Here is a 25,797-nt window from a genome sequence, read left to right on the forward strand (position 1 = left end):
GAGAAGACGCTCGCGAACCGGCCTGAGGCGCGGTTCGCGAGCGTCGAGGAGAAAGCCCTACTTGTCCCGGCGGAAGAGCTTGTTGCCCAGCCACACGATCGGGTCGTACTTGCGGTCCGCGACGCGCTCCTTCATCGGGATCAGCGCGTTGTCCGTGATGTGGATGCCCTCCGGGCACACCTCGGAACAGCACTTCGTGATGTTGCAGTACCCGAGGCCGTGCTCGTCCTGGGCCGCGTCCCGGCGGTCCGCGACGTCCAGCGGGTGCATCTCCAGCTCGGCGATGCGCATCAGGTACCGCGGCCCGGCGAAGGCTTCCTTGTTCTCCTCGTGGTCACGCACCACGTGGCAGGTGTTCTGGCACAGGAAGCACTCGATGCACTTGCGGAACTCCTGCGAACGCTCGACGTCCACCTGCTGCATCCGGTACTCGCCCGGTTTCAGGTCCGCCGGCGGGGTGAACGACGGGATCTCGCGCGCCTTCGTGTAGTTGAACGACACGTCGGTGACGAGGTCGCGGATCACCGGGAACGTCCGCATCGGCGTCACCGTGATCACCTCGTCCTCGGTGAACGTCGACATCCGCGTCATGCACAGCAGGCGCGGGCGGCCGTTGATCTCCGCCGAGCACGAGCCGCACTTGCCCGCCTTGCAGTTCCACCGCACGGCGAGGTCCGACGCCTGGGTGGCCTGCAGCCGGTGGATGATGTCGAGGACGACCTCGCCCTCGTTCACCTCCACGGTGAAGTCCTGCAGCTCGCCGCCGGTGTCGTCGCCGCGCCAGACGCGGAAACTCGCCTTGTAGGTCATGCCTTGCTCCCAGGGTGCGCCTCGAGCTCGCCGTCGGTGTAGTACTTCCCGAGTTCGCCGAACTCGAACAGCTCCAGCAGGTCCTGCCGCAGCGGCACCTGCTCCTTCACCTCGACGCCGATGTCCGGCACCACCGGGTTTTCGCCCGGGGAAGCCGAGCACACGAGGAGCTTGTTTCGCCACTCGGCGTCGAGGCCCGGGTAGTCGTCCCGCGTGTGCCCGCCGCGGCTTTCGGTCCGCGTCAGCGCCGCCTTGGCGACGCACTCGCTGACCATCAGCATGTTGCGCAGGTCGATCGCCAGGTGCCAGCCGGGGTTGAACTGCCGGTGCCCTTCGACGGTGACGCGCAGGATCCGCTGCCGCAGCTCGGCCAGCTTCACCAGCGCCTGCTCGATCTCGCCCGCCTTGCGGATGATGCCGACCAGGTCGTTCATCGACTGCTGCAGCTCGGTGTGCAGGGTGTACGGGTTCTCCGCCGAGGCACCCGCGGGCGGGTCGAACGGCGCGAGCGCCATCTTCGCCGCGGCGTCCACATCGGACTCGTCGACGGCGGGCCTGCCGTCGAGGCCGTGCACGTACTCGGCCGCGCCGAGCCCGGCGCGGCGGCCGAACACCAGCAGGTCGGACAGCGAGTTGCCGCCGAGCCGGTTGGAGCCGTGCATGCCGCCCGAGCACTCGCCGGCCGCGAACAGGCCGGGCACGCTCGCCGCGGCCGTGTCCGGGTCGACCTCGATGCCACCCATGACGTAGTGGCAGGTCGGGCCGACCTCCATCGGCTCCGCGGTGATGTCGACGTCCGCCAGCTCCTTGAACTGGTGGTACATCGACGGCAGCCGCTTGCGGATCTCCTCGGCCGGCAGCCGGCTGGCGATGTCGAGGAAGACGCCGCCGTGCGGGGAGCCGCGGCCCTCCTTGACCTCGGAGTTGATCGCGCGGGCCACCTCGTCGCGGGGCAGCAGGTCCGGCGTGCGCCGGTTGTTGTCCGCGTCGGCGTACCAGCGGTCGGCTTCTTCTTCGCTTTCCGCGTACTGGCCCTTGAACACGTCGGGCACGTACTCGAACATGAACCGCTTGCCGTCGGAGTTCTTGAGCACGCCGCCGTCACCGCGCACGCCCTCGGTGACGAGGATGCCCTTGACGCTCGGCGGCCAGACCATCCCGGTCGGGTGGAACTGGACGAACTCCATGTTGATCAGCTTCGCGCCGGCTCGCAGGGCCAGCGCGTGGCCGTCACCGGTGTACTCCCACGAGTTCGACGTCACCTTGAACGACTTGCCGATGCCGCCGGTGGCGAGCACGACCGCGGGCGCCTCGAAGAGGATGAACCGCCCGCTCTCGCGCCAGTAGCCAAACGCGCCGGCGATCTTCCCCTCGGTGGTGAGCAGCTCGGTGACCGTGCACTCGGCGAAGACCTTGATCTTCGCTTCGTAGTCCCCGGTCTCGGCGAAGTCCTCCTGCTGCAGCGAGACGATCTTCTGCTGCATCGTGCGGATGAGCTCGAGCCCGGTGCGGTCACCGACGTGCGCCAGCCGCGGGTACGTGTGCCCGCCGAAGTTGCGCTGGCTGATCCGGCCGTCGGCGGTGCGGTCGAACAGCGCGCCGTAGGTCTCCAGCTCCCAGACGCGGTCCGGTGCCTCCTTGGCGTGCAGCTCGGCCATCCGCCAGTTGTTGAGGAACTTCCCGCCGCGCATGGTGTCGCGGAAGTGCACCTGCCAGTTGTCGTTCGAGTTCGCGTTGCCCATCGAGGCCGCGCAGCCGCCCTCGGCCATCACCGTGTGCGCCTTGCCGAACAGGGACTTGCACACGACCGCGACGCGGAAGCCGCGTTCGCGGGCTTCGATCACGGCGCGCAGACCGGCGCCACCGGCACCGATCACCACCACGTCGTAGCTGTGCCGTTCGACCTCGGTCATAAAAGAATTCCACCTCGGAGCTGGGGACGTCGTCGTCGGGAGGACACTGTCGGGAGTGGGAAAAAGCTAGTTCACGAACCTCAGGTCCGCGATCGCGCCGCTGGCCACGAGCATGACGTAGAAGTCGGTCAGCACCAGCGTGCCGAGCGTCGTCCAGGCCAGCGTCATGTGGCGGGTGTTCAGCTTCGAGACCTTCGTCCAGATCCAGTAGCGCACCGGGTGCTTGGAGAAGTGCTTCAGCCGGCCACCGGTCACGTGCCGGCACGAGTGGCAGGAAAGCGTGTAGGCCCAGAGCAGGATCACGTTGGCGAGCAGGACGAGGTTGCCCAGCCCGAAACCGAACCCACCGGTCTTGCCGTGGAACGCCGTGATCGCGTCGTAGGTGTTGATCAGCGAAACGACCAGCGCGACGTAGAAGAAGTAGCGGTGGACGTTCTGGATGATCAGCGGCAGCCGCGTCTCGCCGGTGTACTTGGCGTGCGGTTCCGCGACGGCGCAGGCGGGCGGGGAGAACCACACCGACCGGTAGTACGCCTTGCGGTAGTAGTAGCAGGTCAGGCGGAACCCGAGCAGGAACGGCAGCACGACGAAGCCGAGCGGGATGAACCCGGGCAGGTCGCCGAACCAGTGGCCGAAGTGGCTCGAGCCCTCGACGCAGGAGGTGGACAGGCAGGGCGAGTAGAACGGCGTCAGGTAGTGGTAGTCGGGCACCCAGTACGCGGTGCGCACGAACGACCGGACCGTCGCGTAGATGATGAACGCCGACAGTCCGAGCACGGTCAGCAGCGGCTGGAGCCACCACCGGTCCGTGCGGAGGGTGCGCTCGGCGATCCGTGCTCGCTTCGGGGCCCGGACGCCGGTGCCGACGCCGTTGTCAGCGGGAGCGCTCACCGCTGGTCGCGCTTGTAGCCGCCGACGCCTTCGTCATCGGCGCCGTGCCAGAGCGCCGGGTCGTAGGGGGTGTCGGGGACGGGGACGCGCTCCGCGGCCTTCGCCTGCGCGGGCACCGCGAGGGGCGTGCCGTCGAGGTCCGCGGTGTCGATGTCGAGGCGCTCGACGTCGTTGGCGAGCCGGCGCACGGCCGACGCGTCGCCGTAGCGAGAGCGCAGTGCGCCGACGCACTGCCGGAGCTGGCCGATGGTTCGCCGCAGCTCGGCGATCTCGGAGGTGGACATCATGCCTCCCGTGTGGTGGGGCTGGCAGGGAACCGGCGAAGGCAACCTTCGAAGGCACTGCCACGCGTCGTGCAGTGTGACAACTAGCACACTAACGGTTCCGGAGGTGATCGGGGTCACGCGGGTCGATCTTCTGAATCGATTTTGATTCGGCGTTTTCCCGAGGTAGTGTGGCCAGGGTCACGACCCTGAGGCGTCAGCGCTGCCGTCCCGCGGACCACCCCACCCCAGTGATCCGGAGCCGGACATGAGCCCGACCCCATCGTTGCACCCCGTCATCGCCGAAGTCACCGCCCGTGTCGCCGCACGCAGCGCCGCCACGCGCACGGCCTACCTCGACCGCACGGCCGCCTCGTACGCCGAAGGCCCGGTCCGCCGCGGCCTCGCGTGCAGCAACCTCGCCCACGGTTTCGCCGCGATGGACGGCGTCGACAAGGAAGCGCTGCGGGCCGCGCGCGCTCCCGGTGTCGCGATCGTGTCGTCCTACAACGACATGCTGTCGGCGCACCAGCCGATGCAGGAGTACCCGGCGTGGCTGAAGAAGTCCGTGCGCTCCGCCGGCGGCGTCGCCCAGTTCGCCGGCGGCGTCCCGGCCATGTGCGACGGCATCACGCAGGGCCGCGCGGGCATGGAGCTGTCGCTGTTCAGCCGCGAGGTCATCGCGATGTCGACGGCGATCGCGCTGTCGCACGACATGTTCGACGCCGCGCTGCTGCTCGGGGTGTGCGACAAGATCGTGCCCGGCCTGCTGATCGGTGCGCTGTCGTTCGGGCACCTCCCGGCGCTGCTGGTCCCCGCCGGCCCGATGAACTCCGGGCTGCCGAACAAGGAGAAGGCCCGCGTCCGGCAGCTGTACGCCGAGGGCCTCGCGACCCGCGAAGACCTCCTCGACGCCGAAGCGGCGTCGTACCACTCGGCCGGCACCTGCACCTTCTACGGCACCGCCAACTCCAACCAGATGGTCGTCGAGGTGATGGGCCTCCACCTGCCCGGCGCCAGCTTCGTCCAGCCGGGTTCTCAGTTGCGCCGCGCGCTGACCGAGGAGGCCGGCCGGCGGATCGTCGCCATTTCGCGCGGCGAGGAGTACACGCCGGTCGCGCGGATCCTCGACGAGAAGGCGTTCGTCAACGGCGTCATCGCGCTGCTCGCCACGGGCGGCTCGACCAACCACACGATGCACCTGGTCGCGATCGCCGCGGCCGCGGGCATCCAGCTGACCTGGGACGACTTCTCCGACCTCTCGGCCGTCGTGCCGCTGCTGGCGCGGGTCTACCCGAACGGCAGCGCCGACATCAACCACTTCCACGCCGCCGGCGGCATCCAGTTCCTCGTCGGCACGCTGCTCGACGCGGGGCTGCTGCACGAAGACGTCCACACGGTGGCCGGGTTCGGGCTGCACCGCTACCGCGCCGAGCCGATCCTGTCCGACGGCGAGCTGGTCTGGCGGGACGTGCCCACCCGCAGCCTCGACGAAGAGGTGCTGCGCCCGGCGTGGCGCCCCTTCGCCGCGGACGGCGGGCTGCGGATGGTCGAGGGCAACCTCGGCCGCGCGGTGGTCAAGGTGTCCGCCGTGGCGCCCGAGCACCGCGTGGTGCAGGCACCGGCGCGGGTGTTCACCACGCAGGAGGGCTTCACGGCCGCGTTCGAGGCCGGCGAGCTGAACCGCGACGTCGTCGTGGTGATCCGGCAGCAGGGCCCGCGGGCCAACGGCATGCCGGAGCTGCACGCCCTGACCCCGGCGCTGGGCGTGCTGATGGACCGCGGGCACGCGGTGGCGCTGCTCACCGACGGCCGGATGTCGGGTGCGTCGGGCAAGATCCCGGCCGCCATCCAGGTGACGCCGGAAGCGGCCGCGGGCGGCCTGATCGCCCGCGTCGCGGACGGCGACGTCATCCGGCTCGACGCTTCCGCGGGCTCACTCGACGTGCTGGTCGGTGACGAAGAACTCGCCCGGCGTGAGCTTGTGGACTCGCCGCCGTCCGAAGCATCCTGGACCGGCACCGGCCGAGAGCTGTTCGCCGCGTTGCGCCGTGCCGTCGGCCCCGCCGACCAGGGCGCATCCGTGTTCGGCGGCCTCACGCCGGAGCACTTCGGAACGCCCGCTTTCGCAACCCAGGAGGTCGGTCAGTGACCACCGGTCAGGACCTGCTCGAGCTGTCCCCCGTGATGCCCGTCGTGGTGATCGACGACGCCGACGACGCGGTGCCCACGGCCCGGGCCCTGCTCGCCGGCGGGATCGGGGTCATCGAGCTGACCCTGCGCACCCCGGCGGCGTTGTCGGCGATCGAGCGCGTCGCCGCCGAGGTGCCGGACATCGTCATCGGCGCGGGCACCGTCGTCTCGCCGGACCAGGCGAAGCAGGCGGCCGACGCGGGCGCGCAGTTCCTCGTGACGCCGGGCTGCACGGACGCCGTCGTCGATGCGTGCTTCGAGTCCGGGCTGCCGTTCCTGCCCGGCGCGAGCACGGTGTCCGAGGCGATGCGGCTGGCCGAACGCGGCCTGTCGGCGCTGAAGTTCTTCCCCGCGGAGGCGTCCGGCGGCGTCGCGTACCTGAAGTCGATCGCGGGTCCGTTGCCGTCGCTGAAGTTCTGCCCGACCGGCGGGATCACCGTGGCCTCGGCGCCGTCGTACCTGGCGCTGCCGAACGTCGGCTGCATCGGCGGTTCGTGGCTGACGGCCTCGCTCGACGTCGCGACGATCGAGAAGCTGGCCGCGGACGCGGCCGCGCTGTAGCGGAGATCACTCCGCGTCGGTGCCGCACTCGAACGGCGGAATGCGCGTCCGCATTCCGGGAGCACCGTTCCCACGCGCTGGAACGGTGCTCCGAGCGGGTGTGGCGCCGGTCATGGAAACCGGCGCCGTCCCGCTGAATGGCCCATCCGCCGCGCTGGTGGGTTATTTACCCGCCTGTTATCGTTCCTCTTCGCTATTCCAGCGAGGAGAATCCGTGTCCCTGACCAGCGTGGTCGCGCCCAGTCCTGCCCCCGAGACCGTTGCCGCACTCGTCGGCGAACGCCTTTCGGTGTCCGCACTTCACCAGCTCGGCGGCACTCTCGGCGGCTATTCCTTCGTCAAGGTCGTGGTCGACCGCGAGCAGGCGAAGATCCACTTTCTGAATCACGCGCGGCATTCCTTTCATGCGATCTATATCGGCGAAGAGATCCTCGGCGTCGGAGAAGAACGCGTGCGCGCCGAGATCGACTCGTACAACGAGGCCTTCTACCACGCGCCGGATCGCCGGTTCCTCCTCGGCATTCTCGCGCTGCACCCGCAGATGCTTTCGCTGGAGACGGTCGAGGTCGACACCATGCCGGCCGAGCTGATCCGCGAGTTCCACGCCTTCGTCGCGCGGTACACCGACCCCTCGCTGCCGCTGCTGTTCAAGCCGGCCAACCAGCTGCAGGAGCGGATCGTCCGGGAGATCCCGGCGAGCGAGCTGCCGCGCGTCTTCGCACACGAACTGTTCTCCACGGCGCCGTTCGTGGCGCTGAACCCGGGCACGGCCACCGGGCGGGTGCGCGCGTTCCGCACCGAGGCCGAGTACCGGGCCGCCACGCTGGACTGGACCGACATCATCGTGATGGACCGCGTGCCCGACGACATCCCCCGGCTGGCGGGGATCGTCAACACGCGGCACACGACGCCGTTGTCGCACACCAACGTCCTCGCCACCGGCTGGCAGATCCCGAACGCCGTCCAGCTCGGCGCGCTGGCCGAGATCGAACGCCGCGGGCTCGACGGGAAGTGGGTCGAGTACACAGTGGACGCCCAGGCGCTGTCCCTGCGGGAGGTCGACGAGCCGGCCGACGCGGCGCCGCCGGCCTGGTACGCCCAGCGCGTCACCCTGGAGCAGCCGGAGGCCGAGCACAGCCCGATCGTGAACCTCGCCCGGCTGCGTGCGTCCGACCGCCACCGCTACGGCACCAAAGCGGCCAACCTCGGCGAGCTGCACCACGTGCTGGCCCACGGGTCGCAGCGGCTGCTCGGCTTCTACCAGGTGCGCGGCCGCCGCGGGACAACCTGCTCCCCTACCTGGCCCGCCTGCTGGACGTTCCCGCCGACGCCGACCTTTCGGCCGCGGCCCGCCGGCTGCTCGACGAGCACGTCCGCGTGCCGCGCGGCATCGCCCTGCCGTTCTCGCTGCAACGGCGGTTCCTGGAGTCGTCGCCGCGGATCCAGCAGGCCATCGGGAAGCTGAAGATGGCCTTGGAGCTGGACGCCCGCGAGATCGAGCCGCTGTGCGTCGAGCTGCAGGGCCTGATCCGGTCCGCGCGCCTGCCGGGGGCGCTCGCCGGCGAAATCGACTCCGCGCTGGTTTCGCAGCTGGCCGGCGTGCGCGCGTTCGTCGTGCGCAGTTCGTCGAACGCCGAGGACCTCGCCGGGTTCTCGGCCGCCGGGATCTACGAGTCGCACAACCACGTCACCACGGCCGAGCGGATCTTCGCCAGTGTCAAGGAGGTCTGGGCGTCGCTGGTGTCGGTGCGCAGCGTCCGGCTGCGGCAGCAGGCCGGGATCTCCCTCGACGAGTGCTACATGGGCGTCGTGATCCAGGAGCAGGTCGGGGCGGACTTCGGCGGGGTGCTGGTGACGACGAACCCGATGAACCGCGCGGACTTCCGCACGGTGTACGTCAACGTGTCGCCTCGCGTGACGGACGTCGTCGACGGTTCTGCCCTGCCGATGCAGTACCTGTATTCGACGGTCGAGGGCGGCGGCCGCACGCTGTCCCTGGGCGACGCGCCCGCGGACCTCGACTCGCGGGCGCACGACCAGCTGCAGCGGCTGGCGATCGCCGGCCGCCTGCTGCAGGGCCACTTCTCACCCGACTACACCTTCGACTCACCGGTGGACGTCGAGTGGCTCGCCGACGGCGAGCACCTCCACCTCGTGCAGCTGCGCCCCTATTCGGCCTGACCTTCCCGGGAGACACGATCATGCTGGGCCTTCGCCTGCCCGCGCAACCCGCCGTTCAGCGCGCCGTCCGGCTGACCTACGGGTTCCAGTTCTTCTTCGGCCTGCTGCTGTGGGTGCCGATCTTCTACTCGTACCAGAAGCTCGCCGGGCTCTCCGACGGCGAGATCTTCGGCATCCAGAGCATCTACTACATCGTGTTCGGCCTGCTCGAGATCCCGACGGGGATGATCGCCGACCGCTTCGACTACCGCACCTCGCTGGCGGCGGGCGCCGGCGTGCTGGTGGCGGCGAACCTGGTGCCGGTGCTCTCGGGTTCGTACGCGGGTTTCCTCGTGCACTTCATCCTGATCGCCCTGGCCCGCTTGCTGGTGTCCGGCGCGCAGAGTGCGTACCTGTACGAGTACCTGCACGCTTCCGGCGCCGGGGAGCACTACCTCCGTGTGGAGGGCGTCGGCCGCGCGTACAGCCTGGTCGGCAAGATCGTGTTCTGGCCGGTGATCGGGCTGCTGATGTCCTGGAGCCTCCCCTCTCCGTATTGGCTGACGGCGATCAACGCGGGCATCGCGCTCGTCTTCGCGTGCAAGCTCCCGCCGATCCCCGGTGGCCGCCGCGTGACCGGCAAAACGGCGTCGCTGCTCGCGGGAGTCGGCGGCGCGCTGTCGGCGCTGCGTTCGTCCCGGTGGCTGGTGCTGCTGATGGTGCAGGGCGTCGCGATGTTCACGCTGGTGCGGATCTGCCAGGTGAACCTGTTCCAGCCGATCCTGGAGTCGAAGGCGCTCTCGGTGAACTGGTTCGGCGCGGTCCTGGCCGCGATGACGGTCTTCGAGGCACTGGGCGCGGCCCGCCCCCACCGGCTCCGCCGGGCGATCGGCCCGGTGGGTTCGGTGTTCACGCTGACGATCGTGATGGCGGTGTGCCTCGGGGTGATCGTGTTCGTCGGCACGTTCCCGGCGGTGGTGTTGTTGTGCGTGTTCGCGGTGGCGACGGGGATCGCGTTCCCGGTCCAGAAGCAGCTACTGAACGACTCCATCCCGGATTCCCGCTACCGGGCCACGCTCCTGTCCATGGAGTCCATTGTGGACCGGGCGGTGTGCGCGCTGGTCGCGGTGGCGCTGGGCGCGTACCTGGCGGCCGGGCAGCTGAACGAGTTCCTGGTGCTGACGGCCGTGGTGACGTGCGTCGCGATGGGGTTGCTCGCGGTGCTGCTGCTGGCGGTCCGCAAGCACCGCTCGGACCGCCGCCGCCCCGCCCGGCGGGAGACGGTGTCGGCGTGACGTCCGGACCCCTTACCGCCGGCGCGGCTCCCGGTGGAAGTACACCGTCATGTGCAGGTCGTCTTCGCCCCCGGTGACTTCGCTGCCGAAGACGACGTCCTGCACCTGGACGTCGCCGAGTTCGTCGAGGGTGTCGGCGACCCGGCGCAGCAGAGCCGCCACGTCCCCCTGGCCCGGGCCCGCCGGGTTGCTCCGCGAGAAGTGCTCGACGGGCCAGCCGTCAGCCATCAGTCGATGACGGCGTCGTCGAGCAGGGTGGACTCCGCGCCGTACTCGCGGAGTTCCTCCCTGATCACGGTGTAGGCGAGGCCTTGCGGGTAGCCCTTGCGCGCGAGGAAGCCGAGCAGCCGCCGCAGGGCGGTCTGTTCGTCGACGTTGCCGAGCGAGCCGAGGCGCTTGCGGACCAGTTCCCTGGCCATCTGCTCTTCGGACTCGCGGTCGACCTCGCCGGCCGCTTGCGCGGCGACCTCGCCGTCGACGCCCTTGCGCCGCAGCTCGGCCACCAGCGCGGTGCGGGACAGGCCCTGGGTGGTGTGCCGGGACTTCACCCACAGCTCGGCGAACTCCGCGTCGTTGACCAGCCCCGCCCGGTCGAGCTTGCCGAGCAGGGTCTCGCTGGTCTCCTCGTCGAACCCCTTGCGGCGCAACGCTTGCCGGAGCTCCTCCTGAGTGCGCGCACGCACGGCCAGAAGATCGAAGCAGATCTCCTTGGCCTTCTTGTACCGCTCCTCCGGAGGCAGCTCGGCCGGCGGCACCTTGGGCGCCCTAGCCACCTGGATCACTCCTCGTTCTCACGACACCACTACCCGATCACACAGCCCCAGCCCGCACGTCACCCCCACGCCAAGGTCCGGGTCACCACCCAAGGCAACCACGGCGGGGGTCCAGGGGGCTCGCCCCCTGGCGGGGGTCCGGGGGTTCGACCCCCGGAGAACACGGCGGAGGGATCAGGGCGAGCGCACTCCGCGAGCACACCTCACCCAATCCCGCAGCCCTCTCCCCCGGCTCTTAGAAGTCGACCGGCGCCGGGACGGCCTCGGCTGCCGCGTCGAGCTGCGGGCCGATGCCGAGCTTCTCCTTGATCCGCTTCTCGATCTCGTTGGCGATGTCCGGGTTGTCGCGCATGAACTTCCGCGCGTTCTCCTTGCCCTGGCCGAGCTGGTCGCCCTCGTAGGTGTACCAGGCACCGGACTTGCGCAGGATGCCCTGGTCGACCCCCATGTCGATGAGCGAACCTTCGCGGGAGATGCCGTGGCCGTACAGGATGTCGAACTCGGCCTGCTTGAAGGGCGGGGCCATCTTGTTCTTGACGACCTTGACGCGGGTGCGGTTGCCGACCGCCTCGCCGCCGTCCTTCATCGTCTCGATGCGGCGCACGTCCAGGCGGACCGACGCGTAGAACTTCAGCGCCTTGCCACCGGTGGTGGTCTCCGGGGAGCCGAACATGACGCCGATCTTCTCGCGCAGCTGGTTGATGAAGATCGCGGTGGTGCCGGAGTTGTTCATCGCACCGGTCATCTTGCGCAGCGCCTGGCTCATCAGCCGGGCCTGGAGGCCGACGTGCGAGTCACCCATCTCGCCCTCGATCTCGGCGCGGGGCACGAGCGCGGCCACGGAGTCGATGACCAGGATGTCGAGCGCGCCGGAGCGGACCAGCATGTCCGCGATCTCCAGGGCCTGCTCACCGGTGTCCGGCTGGGAGACGAGCAGCGCGTCGGTGTCGACGCCGAGCTTCTGGGCGTAGTCCGGGTCCAGCGCGTGCTCCGCGTCGATGAACGCCGCGATGCCGCCGTTGCGCTGCGCGTTCGCCACCGCGTGCAGGGCGACCGTGGTCTTACCGGAGGATTCCGGCCCGTAGACCTCGACGACCCGGCCCCGGGGCAGGCCGCCGATGCCGAGTGCGACGTCGAGGGCGATCGAGCCGGTGGGGATCACGGCGATGGGCGGCCGGGTGTCCTCGCCCAGGCGCATGACCGAGCCCTTGCCGTACTGCTTGTCGATCTGCGCGAGCGCGAGCTCGAGCGCCTTGTCCTTGTCGGGTGCTGCAGGCATGGAAAGTCCACCTCGCTGGTCTGAGCCCCGTCGAGGGCTCTCTGTGTCGGTTCTTCAGCTGTCCGGTCCGACGCTAGCGGCGGGGACCGACAATTCCAGGCGCGGCGCCCAATCTGTGGATCGCTGGACCCGATGTGGACAACACGATAGACGAACACCTGTTCGAGGTCGGCAGCGACACACCCTTGCGGTAGGGTTTTCGCCCGCCCGGGTCAGGACCGGGCGCATCCGCGCAGGTCAGCGCCTTTCGGCCGGGACGTCGAAGGCGTTGCAGACCTCGCGCCAGACCTCCTTGGCCGGAATTCCGGCGGTCAGCGCCTGGTCGACGGTGCGGCCGCCGAGCCCGCTCAGGATGTGGTCGCTGGCCAGCACCTGAGCCCGCCCGGGGCCGAACTCGTCGGCCATCAGCCGCCGGAAAACCGTGATCCGCATCGGACCCACTCTAACCGGCGGGCGCGAACGGCCCGTTCGCGCCGTCTACCGGCCCGGCTGGACGCTCGCCTCGAAGTAGTCGGCCAGCGTGCCGGGCGTGGTCGCGGCCGCCTGGTCACTCGTGTTCAGCTGGTAGATGAACCCGGCCAGCGGCCGGTCCGAGACCGTGAACACGAGCACCGCCGACGTCTTCCCCGCGGCCGACGCGTAGTGCCCCTTGAGCCCGTTGCCGCCCCAGTCGGCCTCGGTGCGGTCGCCGCCCGCCGAGGCGAGCAGGCCCTCGGTGTACTGCTTGAGCGCGTCGGCGCTGTCGCCGTGGACGTAGGTCACCTGCGTGCCCGCCCGGCCCGGCGCGGAGCAGGTCGAGGCGGCCCCCAGGCTCTGCGCCGGCGCCGCCGGGCCGTTGCCCATGCCCGGCTTGCAGTCCCCGGTGTCGGCGATCTTCCCGGCGAGCTGGCGCAGGCACCCCGTGAAGCCCTTGTCGTCCGCCTGCCCCGGCGTCTTGCACTGGTCCGCCGTGTAGGTCGTCACCGAGGACGACGACGTGAGGAACACCGTCAGGCCCACCGCGAGCGCCACGACGACCGCGGCCGCGATCCCGATCAGCAGCTTCTTCTTCCCGCCGGGCTTCGGCTCGGCCTTGTCGGGCGCGGCCGAGTACGCCGGGAAGTTCGACGGCACCGGCTGCGGGCCGCTCGGCGGGAAGTTCGACGGCGCGTAACCCGGGTACTGCGGCGGAGGCGGCGGCGCGTACTGCGGGCGGCGCGGCGGCGCACCCGCGGCCACCGCCCCTTCGACGTTCTGGGTGCGCACGGACAATCCGTCGCGGGCCACGTGCTGCGCGCCGAGCGCGACGGCGGTCTCCGGCTGGTCGAGGCTGGCGGGCACGACACCGAGCTTCTCCGCGATCATCGCGCCGACCAGCGGCAGCCGGCTCGACCCGCCGACGAGGTAGATGCCGGCCAGCCGGTCCGGGGTCAGCCCGGACGACCGCAGCGTCCGCGACAGCAGCTCGACGCTGCGCAGCATCGCCGGGCGGACCAGGCCTTCCAGCTCGCCGCGCGTGACGAGGACGTCCTTGAACGGCTCGGGCATCGGCACCTCGGTCTGCGGGTGCCGCGACAGCGCCTCCTTGGCCGCCTTGACGTCCTCCTGCAGCGCGCGCCGGGTGCGCCGGTCGGCGGTGGACTCCGGGCGCAGCAGGCGCTGCCAGCGCTGCGGGTCGGAGTGCGAGACCTCGCGTCCGACGTGCACCATCAGCGCCTGGTCGACGTCGAGGCCGCCGAGGTCGGGCAGGCCGTCCTCGGCGAGCACGGTGAACCCGTTCTGCGTGGCGCCGACGACCGCGACGTCGAAGGTGCCCGCGCCGAGGTCGTAGACGGCGAGGGCCTGGCCGGGCGCGAGCGACTTGCCGGGGAACGACGCGAAGTGCGCCGCGGCGGCGACCGGCTCGGGCACCAGCAGGATGTTCGGGCCCATCCCGGCGAGCCGGGCGGCGGCCATCAGCACGGTGCGGCGCGGCTGCCCCCACTGCGCGGGGTGGGTCAGCCGGACCTCGTCGGGCTGCTCGCCGCCGAGCTGGCGGGCGGTCTCCTCGAGCACGCGGCGCAGGATGGCGGCCAGCGCGTCGGTGACCGGGACGACGTCGGTGCCGAGCAGCAGGGTCTGCTCGTCGATGCGGCGCTTGGGGTTCGGCTCGAAGCGGGTCGGGTCGAGCCGGGCGCGGCGCTCGGCGTCGCGGCCGACCATGATCGTGCCTTCTTCGGTGGCGAACACCGCCGAGGGCATGTTGGCCGAACCGTCCACCTCGACGACCCGGGGCGGCCTCCCGTGCGCCGAAAGCACGGCGACGGTGTTGGACGTCCCGAGGTCCACGGACAGGATCCGCACAGCACTCCCCTTCGCGAAAAACACGCCCGGACGGCGCCCGCGTGATGCTGCCATGCGCGCGGTCACCGTGCGTGCGGACCCGGGAAAGTCACTGCTCCTTGACGTGGGCGCCGATCAAGGTGCACGATAGTTGCACAGTTCGGTCAACTCGATTGCTCAGATCGCGCAAAAGGGAGGGTCCGGTGCCGGTGAACGTGGGTACCCGGCACGCCTCGCCACCACACGCCATGCAGGCGGTTCGAAAGGCGCCCTGCCCGGAACACCTGAACCACCTCCTGGCCACCGGAAGGAACCACCCGTGAACGACCTCCCCATCCTCGCCGTCACCCTCGGCGACCCCGTGGGCATCGGCCCGGAGATCACCCTGAAGACCCTCGCCGAGCCCGAAGCCCTGCAGATGGCGCACGGGGTGGCGGTGGGCGACGCGATCGTGCTGGAACGCCTGGTCCGGCACCTGGGCCTGCACCTGGAGATCAACCCGATCGCCACGGTCGCCGACGCGCGCTTCACCACCGGCGTGATCGACGTGCTCAACCTCGGCGTGGTCACCGAAGACCTGCCGTGGGGCGAGGTGAACGCGACCGCGGGCGCCGCCGCGGTGGGGGCGATCGAGGTCGCCACCCGGCTCGCGCTGGCCGGCGAGGTCGACGCGGTGGTGACCGCGCCGATCAACAAGGAAGCCATCTGGGCGGCGGGCTCGCAGCACCTCGGGCACACCGAGATGCTCGGCGAGCTGACCGGGTCGACCCGGTTCAACACGATGTTCTGGGTCTCCGGGCTGAAGATCTTCTTCGCCACCCGGCACCTTTCGCTGCGCGAGGCGATCAGCCAGATCACCCGGGAGAACATCGAGCACGCGATCCGGGAGGCGTACACCGCGCTGGAAGTGTTCGGCACGGAGAAACCGAGACTGGCCGTGGCGGCGCTCAACCCGCACGGCGGGGAGAACGGCAAGTTCGGCGACGAGGAGATCATCGCGATCGCCCCGGCGGTCGCCGCCGCGCGGGTGGCCGGGCTCGACGTGGTCGGCCCGATCCCCGCGGATTCCGTGTTCCACCAAGGGATCCAGGGCCGGTTCGACGGGGTGCTCTCGCTCTACCACGACCAGGGGCACATCGCGTCGAAGACCTACGACTTCGACGGCACCGTGTCGGTGACGGTCGGCCTGCCGATCCTGCGCACGTCGGTCGACCACGGCACGGCGTTCGACATCGCCGGCACCGGCCGGGCGTCGCACGGCACCATGCGGGCGGCGTTCAAGGCCGCGGCCACCCTGGCGCCGTACGCGCGGAAGCTGCCGGTCATCTACCCTCCGACCCGCCGGTGATCCCCCGCAAGCGCTGGGCGTACGTCATCCCGGTCGCGGTGGTCATGTACATGCTGGCCTACCTCGACCGCACGAACGTCGCGGTGATCCTGCCCTACATCGGCGACGACTTCCCGTTGTCGGCCGGCGCGAAAGGGCTGGCGAGCGGCATCTTCTTCGTCGGCTACCTGGTGCTGCAGATCCCCGCGGCGGTGCTGGCGGCGAAGTGGAGTGCCCGCAAGACCGTGCTGATCCTGATGATCGCCTGGGCGTTCGCGGCGGTGCTCTGCGGGCTGGTGCGGAACGAAACCCAGCTGCACCTGGCCCGGCTGCTGCTCGGGCTGTTCGAGGGCGGGGTCTGGCCCGCGGTGCTGATCCTGCTGGCGTCCTGGTTCCCGCAGGCGGAACGCGCGCGGGCGAACGCGCTGTGGATGACGTGCCTGCCGATCTCGGCGATCCTCATGTCGCCGCTGTCCGGGTTCATGCTCGACCACATGTCCTGGCGCTGGGTGTTCGTCCTGCAGGGACTGCCGCCGCTGGTGTGGGCGGTCGTCTGGTGGTTCGCGGTGGCCGACCGGCCGGCGCGGGCGCGGTGGATCTCCGCGGCGGAACGCGAGTACCTCGAAACCACGTTGCGGGCCGAAGAAGACGCGAAGCCGGCGTTCGCCAAGCAGGGTTACCGGCAGGCCCTGGCGAACCGCCAGGTGCTGCTGCTGGTCGGCATCTACTTCTTCTGGATCACCGGCTTCTACGGCTTCTCCCTGTGGCTGCCGTCGGTGGTGAAGACGATGACCGGCGGCTCGGCCACCGCCGTCGGCTTCCTCTCGGCCGTGCCGTACGTGCTGGCGCTGGCCGGGATGGTCGCGTGCGCACACTGGTCCGACCGCACCGGCAACCGGCGGCTCGCGGTCACGGTGCCGCTGCTCGTGGCGATCGGCGGGCTGCTGCTGGGCAACCTCGGGCACTGGCCGGCGGCCGTGCAGCTGGGGCTGCTCTGCGTGGTGGCGACCGGCGTCTACATGCCGTACGGGCCGTTCTGGGCGATCCCCAGCCGGGTCCTCGGCATCGAAGTGGTCGCCGTGGCGATGGGGCTGATCAACGCGCTGGGCAACCTCGGCGGCTTCGCCGGTCCCTACCTGGTCGGCTGGCTGACCGACGTCACCGGCACCACGACCACCGGGTTCGTCGTCTTGGCCACGTTCCTCGCCGTGGCCGCCGGGCTGGCGTTCTTCGGGCTGAAACCCGTGACTGTGGAAGGCTCGGCGCATGCCTCAGCCGCGACCAGGCACCCGTGACCGGCGCGCGATGCTCCTGGAGGCCGTCCGCGACGGCTCCGGCGGCATCGCGGAACTGGCCGAAGAGTTCGGCGTCTCCGAGTCGACGATCCGCCGCGACCTCGCCTCGCTCGCCGGCGCCGGGCACGTCGTCCGCACCTACGGCGGCGCACTCGACACCGAGCGCAGTCCCCTCGAGAAGGACCGGGAGCACGCGGCGGCCAAGGACGCCATCGCCCGGGAGGCCGCCGCGCTCGTCCGGGACGGCGAGGTGGTGCTCCTCGACGCGGGCACGACCACCGGCAGGCTCGCCCGCCACCTCGCCCACCGCGAAGGGCTGACGGTGGTGACGAACGGCGTCACGGCGATCCGCGAGCTCGCGGGCTTCTCCGGGATCGACCTCATCGTCCTCGGCGGCCGGCTGCGGCACTCCGACGAGGCGATCCTCGGCGAGAGCGTGCTGGCGCAGCTGCGACACATTTCACCCGACCGGGTGTTTCTGGGTGCCGACGGCGTCGTGGCCGGGCGCGGGCTGTGCTGCCCGTCACTGGAACAGTCGGTGGTCAAGCACGCGATGCTCCACGCGGGCGCGGAAGCCTACGTGCTGGCCGACCACTCCCAGCTGGACCAGGCCCCTTTTTCCTACTGGACGCCGCTGGACCGCGAGTACCGGCTGATCACCGACGAGCCGCGGGTGGACGTGATGTTCCCCCAGTTCGCCCAGAGCGTGATCCTGGCCGGCGCTCCCGAAATTGTCGGTGGTGCCGCGCATCATGAATGACGTGGCAGCTGACGTTCTCGACCTCTTCTCCCCCGCGACCCGCGACTGGTTCGCCGGGGCCTTCGCCGCGCCCACCGCGGCGCAGGAAGGGGCCTGGCGGGCCGCGCACGCGGGCGAGCACGCCCTCGTCGTCGCGCCCACCGGGTCCGGCAAGACCCTGTCCGCGTTCCTCTGGGCACTGGACAGGCTCTCGGTGGAGCCGCCACCGGCGGAAGCGACGAAACGCTGCCGGATCCTCTACGTCTCGCCACTGAAGGCCCTGGCGGTCGACGTCCAGCGAAACCTGCGGGCCCCGCTCGCCGGCATCTCGCAGGCCAGCCGCCGGCTCGGGCTGCCGGTGCCCGGGATCGAAGTGGGCATGCGCACGGGCGACACCACCGCGGCCGAGCGCCGCGCGTTCGGCAAGACCCCGCCGGACGTGCTGGTGACCACACCGGAGTCGCTGTTCCTCATCCTCACGTCGTCGGCGCGGGAGTCGCTGCGCGGCGTCGAGACCGTGATCGTCGACGAGGTGCACGCGGTCGCCGGCGGCAAGCGCGGCGCGCACCTCGCGCTCTCGCTGGAGCGGCTGGACGCGCTGCTGCCGAAGCCGGCGCAGCGGATCGGCCTGTCGGCGACGGTCCGCCCGATCGACGAGGTGAGCGCGTTCCTGGCCGGCGGCCGTCCGGTGCGCGTGGTCCAGCCGAAGCTGGCGAAGACCATCGAGGTCCGCGTCGAGGTCCCGGTGGAGGACATGGGCAACCTCGACGCGCCGCGCAGCGGGCCGGCGCCGAGCCCGCTCGACGCGCTGGAGTCACTGGAGTCGCTGACCGAGGCGTTCCCGCCCGGGGAGATCGCCCCGGGCGGCCTGGGCACGCTGGAGGAGATGGCCGGCAACCCCGTGCAGCGGCCGTCGATCTGGCCGGCGGTCGAGGAGCGGGTGCTGAGCCTGATCCGCGCGCACCGCTCGACCATCGTCTTCGCCAACTCGCGCCGGCTCACCGAGCGGCTCACCGCCCGGCTCAACGAGCTGGCCGTCGAGCAGACCGAGCTCACCCCGGCCGACGCGTTCCCGGCGGAAGCCGTCGGGCAGTCCGGCGTGAGCACCGGCGCGGCGCCGGTGATCGCCCGGGCCCACCACGGATCGATGTCACGGGAGCAGCGCACCCACGTCGAAGAGGCGCTCAAGTCGGGGCAGCTGCCGTGCGTGGTGGCGACGTCGTCGCTGGAGCTGGGCATCGACATGGGGGCGGTCGACCTCGTGGTGCAGATCGAAGCGCCGCCGACGGTGGCGTCCGGGCTGCAGCGGGTCGGCCGGGCGGGGCACCAGGTCGGCGCGGTCTCGTCCGGGGTGATGTTCCCGAAGTTCCGCGGCGACCTCGTCTCCTGCGCTGTGGTCGCGGAGCGGATGGCGAGCGGGGCGATCGAGGCGGTCCGCTACCCGCGCAACCCGCTGGACGTCCTGGCGCAGCACGTCGTCGCCATGGTGGCGCTGGAACCGTGGACGGTGCCGGCCCTCGCGTCGCTGGTCCGGCGGGCGGCCCCGTTCGCCGCGCTGCCGGACGACGCCCTGCACGCGGTGCTCGACATGCTCGCGGGCCGCTACCCGAGCGAAGAGTTCGGCGAGCTGCGGGCGCGGATCACCTGGGACCGCATCGGTGGCGAGCTGCGCGGGCGGCCCGGCTCGCAGCGGCTGGCCGTCACGTCGGGCGGCACCATCCCCGACCGCGGCCTGTTCACCGTCATGACCCCGGGCGCGGACGACAAACCCGGTTCGCGCGTCGGCGAGTTCGACGAAGAGATGGTGTACGAGTCGCGCGTCGGCGACACCATCCTGCTCGGCACGTCGTCGTGGCGGATCACCGACATCACGCACGACCGCGTCATCGTGGTGCCGGCGCCGGGCGAGCCGGCGCGGATGCCGTTCTGGAAGGGTGACGCGCCGGGCCGCCCGCTGGAACTCGGCCGGGCGCTGGGGAAGTTCGTCCGCGAACTGTCCACTTCAGACGATGTGAAGGCGCGCGAGCGGGCCCAGGCGGCCGGGCTGGACGAGCGGGCGTGCGACAACCTCCTCGCCTACCTGACCGAGCAGAAGGCGGCCACCCGGCACGTCCCGAACGACCGGACGATCCTGCTGGAGCGCTACCGCGACGAGCTCGGCGACTGGCGGATCGTCGTGCACTCGCCGTTCGGCGCGCAGGTGAACGCGCCGTGGGCCCTCGCGATCGCCGCGCGGCTGCGGGAAAACCGCGGGGTGGATGCGCAGGTCGCGCACTCCGACGACGGCATCGTCCTGCGGCTGCCGGACGCCCTCGACGCCGAAGGCGGCGAGGTGACCATCGGCGCGGACGACGTGCTGCTCGATCCCGAGGAGGTCGAGCAGCTGATCGTCGCCGAGGTCGGCGGCTCGGCCGTGTTCGCGGCGCGGTTCCGGGAGTGCGCGGCCCGGTCGTTGCTGCTGCCCCGCCGGGACCCGCGGCGCCGGACTCCGCTGTGGCAGCAACGGCAGCGCGCGTCGCAGCTGCTGTCGGTCGCGGCGAAGTACGAGCGGTTCCCGGTCGTGCTGGAGGCGATGCGGGAGGTCCTGCAGGACGTCTACGACGTCAGCGGCCTGCGCGAGCTGATGGCCGACGTCCGGGCCCGCAAGGTCCGGCTGGTGGAGGTCGAAACGCCGGCCGCGTCGCCGTTCGCGCGCAGCCTCCTCTTCGGCTACATCGGGATGTTCCTGTACGAGACCGACGCGCCGCTGGCCGAGCGGCGGGCGGCGGCGCTGTCGCTGGATTCGGGGCTGCTGGCCGAGCTCCTGGGCACCGAGGCGATCCGGGAGCTGCTGGATCCCGAAGCCGTCGCCGAGGTGGAACGGTCGCTGCAGCGGCTCGATCCCGAGCGCCACGCGCGCTCGGCCGAGGACGCCGCCGACCTGCTGCGGTTCCTCGGCGACCTGACCGTCGAAGAGGCCGCCGAGCGCGGGATCCACGCGGAGTGGCTCACCGAGCTGGAAGCGGCGCGGCGGGCGATCCGGGTGCGGATCGGCGGCTCGGAACGGTTCCTGGCGATCGAGGACGCCGGCCGGGTGCGTGACGCGCTGGGCACCGCGCTGCCAGTGGGTGTGCCCGAGGCGTTCACCGAACCGGTGGCGGACCCGCTCGGGGACCTGTTGTCGCGCTACGCCCGCGGCCGCGGGCCGTTCGCCGCGGCGGACGCGGCCGCGCGGTTCGGGCTCGGCACCGCGGTCGTCACCGGCGTGCTCGACCGGATGACCGGGGAAGGCCGCCTGGTGCGCGGCGAGCTGAGCCCGGTCGGCCATCCGGAAACCCACGGCGTCGGGGTCGAGTACTGCGATTCGGCCGTGCTGCGCCGGCTGCGGCGGGCGTCGCTGGCGAAGCTGCGAGCCGAAGTCGAGCCGGTCGAACCGGCGGCGCTGGGCCGGTTCCTGCCCGCGTGGCACGGGTTCGGCGGCCGTGTCCGCGCTGCCCCGACGGCGGACGACGTGCTGTCGGTGGTGGAGCAGCTCGCCGGGGCGCCGTTGCCGGCGAGCGCGGTGGAGTCGCTGATCCTGCCCGGGCGGCTGCCGGGCTACTCCCCCGCGCTGCTGGACGAGCTGACGACCGCGGGCGAGGTCACGTGGGCGGGCTGCGGCGCGCTCTCCGGCGGTGACGGCTGGATCGCCCTGGCCCCGACCGACGTGGCCGACCTGCTGCTGCCCGAAGTCGTCGAGGACATCCCGACCGGCCCGCTGCACGACGCCATCGTGTCCACTTTGGAGGGTGGCGCGCTGTTCTTCCGCCAGCTGGTGGACCGCGCGACGGTCCTGGTGGACAAGGCCCCGAGCGACGCCGAAGTCGTGGCGGCGCTGTGGGATCTGGTCTGGGCGGGCTTGGTCACGGGCGACACGCTGGGGCCGTTGCGGGCCCAGGTCGCCGGGCACGGCGCCCACAAGCCCCGGCGCCAGGCCCCCCGCGGCCGGTACGCACGGCTGCGGGCGGGGCGGCCACAGATGCCCTCGCGATCCGGACCGCCGACGGTCGCGGGCCGGTGGGCCCTGACCCCGCCCCGCGAAACCGACGCGACCCGCCGGGCGCACGCGAGGACGGAGGCGTTCCTGGAGCGCCACGGCGTCCTGACCCGCGGCGCGCTCGACACCGAGCGCGTCACGGGCGGGTTCTCCGGGATCTACAAGGTCCTGCGCGGCATGGAGGACACGGGCCAGGTGATCCGCGGTTACGTGGTGGAGGGCCTCGGCGCGGCCCAGTTCGCGGCGAAGGGCGCGGTCGACCGCTTGCGCGCCCTGTCGGGCCCGGGCCGCCCGGCACCGGGCCGGCCGGTGGTCCTGGCCGCGGCGGACCCGGCCCAGCCCTACGGCGCGGCCCTCCCCTGGCCGGCGGCAACGGGCGACACGAAGCACCGCCCCGCCCGCAAGGCCGGCGCACTGGCGGTCCTGGTCGACGGGGTTCCGGCCCTATACGTGGAGAGAGGGGGCCGATCCCTGCTGAGTTTCACGGAGGAGCGCCAGCCATTGTCGGAGGCAGCCCAGGCCCTGTCGGCAGCGGTCCGCGAGGGCTGGCTGGGCCAGTTGTCGGTCCAACGCGCGGACGGCGAGCAGGCACTGACCTCGGAACTGTCGGAGGTACTACAGGAGGCTGGCTTCCGAGCCACCCCCTCCGGCCTGCGGCTACGGGCCTGAGCCCCAGCAGGGCAAGCCAGGGCCGGGAGCCACGAAGACTTCCGGCCGGGATCCGGTCGCCGGTCGCGGGCCGGGCGTGCTCGCCGGCCGGCCCAGTCGCGGCCGCCAGCCCACGACCGCCGGGGTCGCCGGTCGAGGCTGGGTCACCGACCGCGGGCAGGGTCGCCGACCGCGGGGCCGGGTCGCGGCCGCAGGCTCGGGCGCCGACCGGAGAACCAGGTCGGCGGCCGCAGAGTCGGATCGCCAGCCGCAGTCGGGCCGCCAACCGCAAGCTCGGCCGCCGGCCGCGGGCTCGGGGGCCGGCCGCGAGTCGCTCGCCAACCGCACGCCCGGCCGCCGGCCGCGGGCTCGGTCGCCGGCCGCGAGTCGCTCGCCAACCGCACGCCCGGCCGCCGGCCGCGGGCTCGGATAGCCAGCCGCGGGCCCGGTCGCCGGCAGAGGAACCGGGCACCGACCGCAGAGTCGGGTCGCAGTCGGGGACCGAGTCGCCAGCCGGGGGCGGGTCGCAGCCGCAGGCAGGTCGCCAGCCGCGGGCTCGGGTCGCCGGGCCGGGCGGTCCCCCGCACCTCCGCCTCGCCACCGGAACCGATCCGCTGCAAGCACTCCAACCCGGCAGCCCCGGCAGCCCGGCGTCGGCCACCCGGTATCCGGTCCTCCGCCCACCAGCGCCGATTCGCCGCCGCGTCCTCTTCGGCCGTCTCCGGGCGAGCCCGGTCGGTGATTGCGGCGCGACCGTCTTCCTCGCTGGCTAAGCTGCCAGTCCGACACGCACGAAGGATGTTCTGCTCATGGCGATGCGCGAACTGCGCTATTTCGGGGACCCGATCCTCAAGTCCGTCTGCGACCCGGTCACCGTGTTCGACGAGAAGCTCGAGGCGCTCGTGCGGGACCTGGTCGACTCCGTCAAGCCCGCCGGGCGCGCGGGGCTGGCCGCGCCGCAGATCGGGGTGGGGCTTCGCGTCTTCAGCTATGACGTCGCCGGGCTGGCCGGGTATGTCGTCAACCCCGAAATCGTCGAACTGTCCGAGGAAACGCACGAGATCAACGAAGGCTGCCTGTCGGTGCCGGAGCTGTGGTTCCCCACCAAGCGGGCGAAGCACGCGAAGGTCCGCGGCGTCGACGTCCACAACGAACCCATCGAGGTCGAAGGCGAAGACGTGCTGGCCCAATGCCTGCAGCACGAGACCGATCACCTCGACGGCATCCTCTACCTCGACCGGCTCACCGCCGAGCGCAAGAAGTCCGCCCTGCGCGAAGCGCGCGACAAAGACTGGTTCTGGAAGCGCTGAGCTCAGGCCGGCAGGAACATCCTCAGCCGGGCGCCGTCGTCGATGCTGCGTTCGGTGCGCAGGCCGGCTCTGGCCGCCGTGCGGGGGAGGATGTCGTCGCCCGTCAAGCAGTCCGCGGACAGCTCCGTGATGCCCTGGGCCTCCGCCAGCACCGCGAGCCGCGCCAGGAGGGCCGTGCCGATTCCCTGGCGCTGCCAGTCGTCCTCCACCAGGAGGGAGATCTCGGCGCCGCCCGAATTCATCGGGATGAGCTGGGCCAGGCCGATCACCTCGCGGCCGAAGACGGCGAGCACGCTCGTGCCGCGCGGAGGCACCAGCAGCCGGTGCAGGCGGCGGCGCGGGACCGTGCGCACTCCGGTGTGGTAGCGCCGGAACAGCGTGGCCATCGAGCAGCGGCGGTGCAGTTCGGCCACCGCGTCGGCGTCGCCGGGGACGCCCTTGCGCAGGACGATCGCCGCGCCGTCCGGGCGGTCGAGGACCACCGGGCCGGCCGCGTTCCGGGCCGCCGCCGCGAGCAGGGTCACCAGCGCTTCGGCGCGGGTCAGCTCCAGCTGCACGAACGGCGCCCACTGGCGGCGCGCCACCAGCGCGCTGCCGCCGGCCAGCGCGAACACGGCCCGGTGCCCGCTCTCCGTGCGCGCCGGGTTCGCCTCGGCGGCAGGGACGAGCGTGACGACGTCCGCGGCCAGGATGTCCTTCAGCACGTCGGCGAGGCGGGCCGGGTCGTCGACCGCGCGGCGGGCCGTGAGCAGCGTTGACGCCGACGGGTCGACCAGCTCGTGGACGTCGGCGTCGATGATCGCCGTGCATTCGCAGCCCTCGGCGCGGATGGCGTCGACCAGGTGCCGCCGGGGCAGGCCGGTCGCGGGGCGCAGCACGATCTCGTCGAGCACGCCGCCCGGCACCGGCAGCACGGACAGGCCGAGGATGTTGCACTCGAGGTCGGCGAGCCGGATGGCGATGCGGGCGAGGGTGCCCGGGTGGTCGTGCATCCGGATCCGCACCCGCCACGCCGACGGCACCGCCGTCTCCTCGGCGGCGACCGTCCGGACCGGCTGGGGCAACGCTCGGGAAGTCTCCATGCCTCCACGGTCCCCCGGGGTTGTTGCCGCTCCAGGACGTGGGTGTTTCGCGCAGATCAGCGTTCGACGCGCCCCGGCAACGCGGCCGAAACACCCAGCCGGACCGCGGCTCGGTCGCCGACGCGACCGGGCGTCCCGCCGGCCGAGGTGCGCTCCCCGGCGATCCGGCGCCCGGCCGGTCGAGGAGCCGAGCTCAGCGCGGGGTCAGCACGCAGAACTCGTTGCCTTCCGGGTCGGTCAGCACCCGCCACGGCAGCGCGGGACCGCCCAGGTCCGCCGGCGCCGCACCGGCCGCGATGACCTCCGCCACCGCCTTGGCATGGCCGGCGTCCGCCGGGGGCGCGATGTCCAGGTGCACGCGGTTCTTGACCCGCTTGACGTCGTCGTTGCGCAGGAATTCCAGCCACGGCCCCCGCCCGGACGGCGCGCGCAGCCCCACCAGGGCATCGCCTTCGCGGGCCTGGATCGGCCGGCCGGTGAGCCGCGCCCAGAAGCCCGCCAGGAGCTCCGGGTCGTGCGCGTCGACCAGGATCGACGCCACCGCGCCGGTGTCCGCGTAGCGCTCGCGGGGTTCGAGGACGCAGAACTCGTTGCCTTCCGGGTCTGCGAGCACCACCCACGGCACCTCGCCCTGTCCCAGGTCGACCCGGCGGCCGCCCAGGTCCAGCGCGCGCGACACCAGCTCGGCCTGGTGCGCCCGTGTCGTGCTCGCCAGGTCCAGGTGGATGCGGTTTTTGACCTCCTTGGGTTCCGGCACCGGCACGAAGACCAGGTCCAAGTCCCAGCCATCGCTCTCCGGGGCGCGCACGTCGACCTCGTCCGGCTCCTCGACGGCGACGTGCCAGCCGAGCAGCGCGGCCCAGAAGTCCGCCAGGACCCTCGGCCGCGCTGCGTCGATCACCAGGTTCACCAGGCGCGTGTCCATGCGCCGCAGGCTAACCG

At 71.7% G+C, this 25,797-nt stretch carries 21 protein-coding genes; 10 read left to right on the forward strand and 11 right to left on the reverse strand.

The features are described from left to right. Positions 1-57: 57 nt before the first annotated feature. The 4 genes from AB0M30_RS10130 to AB0M30_RS10145 form a co-directional block, all read right to left on the reverse strand. Entirely contained in the window at positions 58-810 is a 753-nt protein-coding gene (locus AB0M30_RS10130) for a succinate dehydrogenase/fumarate reductase iron-sulfur subunit (protein WP_360184347.1), read from the reverse strand. Further along, the gene (locus tag AB0M30_RS10135; protein ID WP_364582176.1) at positions 807-2,723 is read right to left on the reverse strand and encodes a fumarate reductase/succinate dehydrogenase flavoprotein subunit; all 1,917 of its coding nucleotides are present in this window, start codon (positions 2,721-2,723) and stop codon (positions 807-809) included. The genes AB0M30_RS10130 and AB0M30_RS10135 overlap by 4 nt, the downstream gene beginning before the upstream one ends. A 66-nt stretch (positions 2,724-2,789) precedes the next feature. After that, positions 2,790-3,614 (reverse strand): hypothetical protein, encoded by an 825-nt coding sequence (locus AB0M30_RS10140; protein ID WP_364582178.1) that lies wholly within the window; start codon positions 3,612-3,614, stop codon positions 2,790-2,792. Continuing rightward, the gene (locus tag AB0M30_RS10145) at positions 3,611-3,898 is read right to left on the reverse strand and encodes a hypothetical protein (protein ID WP_196425237.1); all 288 of its coding nucleotides are present in this window, start codon (positions 3,896-3,898) and stop codon (positions 3,611-3,613) included. Before AB0M30_RS10145 ends, AB0M30_RS10140 begins: the two co-directional genes overlap by 4 nt. Before the next feature lie 247 nt (positions 3,899-4,145). On the opposite strand from AB0M30_RS10145, the gene edd reads away from it, so the two are divergent. The 5 genes from edd to AB0M30_RS10170 all read left to right on the forward strand — a co-directional run bounded on the left by edd (position 4,146) and on the right by AB0M30_RS10170 (position 10,086). Further along, positions 4,146-6,029 carry a phosphogluconate dehydratase gene (edd, locus tag AB0M30_RS10150; RefSeq protein WP_364582181.1) on the forward strand — a complete coding sequence of 628 codons (1,884 nt, stop codon included), beginning with the start codon at positions 4,146-4,148 and terminating at the stop codon, positions 6,027-6,029. Further along, positions 6,026-6,631, forward strand: a complete 606-nt coding sequence (gene eda / locus AB0M30_RS10155) for a bifunctional 4-hydroxy-2-oxoglutarate aldolase/2-dehydro-3-deoxy-phosphogluconate aldolase (RefSeq protein WP_364582184.1) — start codon at positions 6,026-6,028, stop codon at positions 6,629-6,631. The genes edd and eda overlap by 4 nt, the downstream gene beginning before the upstream one ends. Positions 6,632-6,845: 214 nt before the next feature. Then, entirely contained in the window at positions 6,846-8,096 is a 1,251-nt protein-coding gene (locus AB0M30_RS10160) for a hypothetical protein (RefSeq protein WP_364582186.1), read from the forward strand. Continuing rightward, positions 8,009-8,812: a PEP/pyruvate-binding domain-containing protein gene (locus tag AB0M30_RS10165; RefSeq protein WP_364582188.1), complete on the forward strand. Its 804-nt coding sequence runs from the start codon at positions 8,009-8,011 to the stop codon at positions 8,810-8,812. Before AB0M30_RS10160 ends, AB0M30_RS10165 begins: the two co-directional genes overlap by 88 nt. Positions 8,813-8,832: 20 nt before the next feature. Further along, positions 8,833-10,086, forward strand: a complete 1,254-nt coding sequence (locus tag AB0M30_RS10170; RefSeq protein ID WP_364582190.1) for an MFS transporter — start codon at positions 8,833-8,835, stop codon at positions 10,084-10,086. 12 nt (positions 10,087-10,098) lie between these two features. Here the strand turns inward: AB0M30_RS10170 and AB0M30_RS10175 are convergent, their stop codons facing one another. The 5 genes from AB0M30_RS10175 to AB0M30_RS10195 all read right to left on the reverse strand — a co-directional run bounded on the left by AB0M30_RS10175 (position 10,099) and on the right by AB0M30_RS10195 (position 14,460). Beyond that, a complete protein-coding gene (locus tag AB0M30_RS10175) occupies positions 10,099-10,314 on the reverse strand; it encodes a hypothetical protein (protein WP_364582193.1) in 216 nt (71 codons plus the stop codon). Further along, positions 10,314-10,841, reverse strand: coding sequence for a regulatory protein RecX (locus tag AB0M30_RS10180; protein WP_103339576.1), 528 nt, complete (start codon positions 10,839-10,841; stop codon positions 10,314-10,316). The genes AB0M30_RS10175 and AB0M30_RS10180 overlap by 1 nt, the downstream gene beginning before the upstream one ends. Before the next feature lie 253 nt (positions 10,842-11,094). After that, on the reverse strand, positions 11,095-12,138 hold the full coding sequence (recA, locus tag AB0M30_RS10185) for a recombinase RecA (protein WP_364582195.1): 1,044 nt from the start codon (positions 12,136-12,138) through the stop codon (positions 11,095-11,097). Positions 12,139-12,375: 237 nt separating this feature from the next. Beyond that, complete coding sequence (locus tag AB0M30_RS10190) at positions 12,376-12,570, reverse strand: DUF3046 domain-containing protein (protein ID WP_364582198.1); 195 nt, start codon at positions 12,568-12,570, stop codon at positions 12,376-12,378. Positions 12,571-12,615: 45 nt separating this feature from the next. Further along, entirely contained in the window at positions 12,616-14,460 is a 1,845-nt protein-coding gene (locus AB0M30_RS10195; protein ID WP_364582201.1) for an Hsp70 family protein, read from the reverse strand. A gap of 298 nt (positions 14,461-14,758) precedes the next feature. On the opposite strand from AB0M30_RS10195, the gene pdxA reads away from it, so the two are divergent. From pdxA to def, 5 genes are all read left to right on the forward strand, one after another. Continuing rightward, positions 14,759-15,787 carry a 4-hydroxythreonine-4-phosphate dehydrogenase PdxA gene (pdxA, locus tag AB0M30_RS10200; RefSeq protein ID WP_364582203.1) on the forward strand — a complete coding sequence of 343 codons (1,029 nt, stop codon included), beginning with the start codon at positions 14,759-14,761 and terminating at the stop codon, positions 15,785-15,787. Continuing rightward, the gene (locus AB0M30_RS10205) at positions 15,784-17,061 is read left to right on the forward strand and encodes an MFS transporter (RefSeq protein ID WP_364582206.1); all 1,278 of its coding nucleotides are present in this window, start codon (positions 15,784-15,786) and stop codon (positions 17,059-17,061) included. Before pdxA ends, AB0M30_RS10205 begins: the two co-directional genes overlap by 4 nt. Continuing rightward, positions 17,033-17,821 (forward strand): DeoR/GlpR family DNA-binding transcription regulator, encoded by a 789-nt coding sequence (locus AB0M30_RS10210; RefSeq protein ID WP_364582209.1) that lies wholly within the window; start codon positions 17,033-17,035, stop codon positions 17,819-17,821. The genes AB0M30_RS10205 and AB0M30_RS10210 overlap by 29 nt, the downstream gene beginning before the upstream one ends. Beyond that, on the forward strand, positions 17,814-22,484 hold the full coding sequence (locus AB0M30_RS10215; RefSeq protein WP_364582211.1) for a DEAD/DEAH box helicase: 4,671 nt from the start codon (positions 17,814-17,816) through the stop codon (positions 22,482-22,484). The genes AB0M30_RS10210 and AB0M30_RS10215 overlap by 8 nt, the downstream gene beginning before the upstream one ends. Before the next feature lie 788 nt (positions 22,485-23,272). After that, positions 23,273-23,773: a peptide deformylase gene (gene def / locus AB0M30_RS10220; protein WP_360184306.1), complete on the forward strand. Its 501-nt coding sequence runs from the start codon at positions 23,273-23,275 to the stop codon at positions 23,771-23,773. Positions 23,774-23,775: 2 nt separating this feature from the next. On the opposite strand, the gene AB0M30_RS10225 is transcribed toward def, so the two are convergent. After that, positions 23,776-24,837, reverse strand: coding sequence for a GNAT family N-acetyltransferase (locus AB0M30_RS10225; protein ID WP_364582633.1), 1,062 nt, complete (start codon positions 24,835-24,837; stop codon positions 23,776-23,778). Between the two features lie 211 nt (positions 24,838-25,048). Continuing rightward, a complete protein-coding gene (locus AB0M30_RS10230) occupies positions 25,049-25,780 on the reverse strand; it encodes a VOC family protein (RefSeq protein ID WP_364582214.1) in 732 nt (243 codons plus the stop codon). Positions 25,781-25,797 lie beyond the last annotated feature (17 nt).

Source organism: Amycolatopsis sp. NPDC051716 (assembly GCF_040681595.1).
In the GTDB taxonomy this organism is placed as follows: Bacteria; Actinomycetota; Actinomycetes; order Mycobacteriales; family Pseudonocardiaceae; genus Amycolatopsis.

Coding starts and splice junctions, on each gene's coding strand:
- AB0M30_RS10130 (WP_360184347.1), bottom strand. CDS start 810: ATGACCTACAAGGCGAGTTTCCGCGTCTGGCGCGGCGACGACACCGGC.
- AB0M30_RS10135 (WP_364582176.1), bottom strand. CDS start 2,723: ATGACCGAGGTCGAACGGCACAGCTACGACGTGGTGGTGATCGGTGCC.
- AB0M30_RS10145 (WP_196425237.1), bottom strand. CDS start 3,898: ATGTCCACCTCCGAGATCGCCGAGCTGCGGCGAACCATCGGCCAGCTC.
- edd (WP_364582181.1), top strand. CDS start 4,146: ATGAGCCCGACCCCATCGTTGCACCCCGTCATCGCCGAAGTCACCGCC.
- AB0M30_RS10170 (WP_364582190.1), top strand. CDS start 8,833: ATGCTGGGCCTTCGCCTGCCCGCGCAACCCGCCGTTCAGCGCGCCGTC.
- AB0M30_RS10175 (WP_364582193.1), bottom strand. CDS start 10,314: ATGGCTGACGGCTGGCCCGTCGAGCACTTCTCGCGGAGCAACCCGGCG.
- recA (WP_364582195.1), bottom strand. CDS start 12,138: ATGCCTGCAGCACCCGACAAGGACAAGGCGCTCGAGCTCGCGCTCGCG.
- AB0M30_RS10190 (WP_364582198.1), bottom strand. CDS start 12,570: ATGCGGATCACGGTTTTCCGGCGGCTGATGGCCGACGAGTTCGGCCCC.
- AB0M30_RS10210 (WP_364582209.1), top strand. CDS start 17,033: ATGCCTCAGCCGCGACCAGGCACCCGTGACCGGCGCGCGATGCTCCTG.
- AB0M30_RS10215 (WP_364582211.1), top strand. CDS start 17,814: ATGAATGACGTGGCAGCTGACGTTCTCGACCTCTTCTCCCCCGCGACC.
- def (WP_360184306.1), top strand. CDS start 23,273: ATGGCGATGCGCGAACTGCGCTATTTCGGGGACCCGATCCTCAAGTCC.
- AB0M30_RS10230 (WP_364582214.1), bottom strand. CDS start 25,780: ATGGACACGCGCCTGGTGAACCTGGTGATCGACGCAGCGCGGCCGAGG.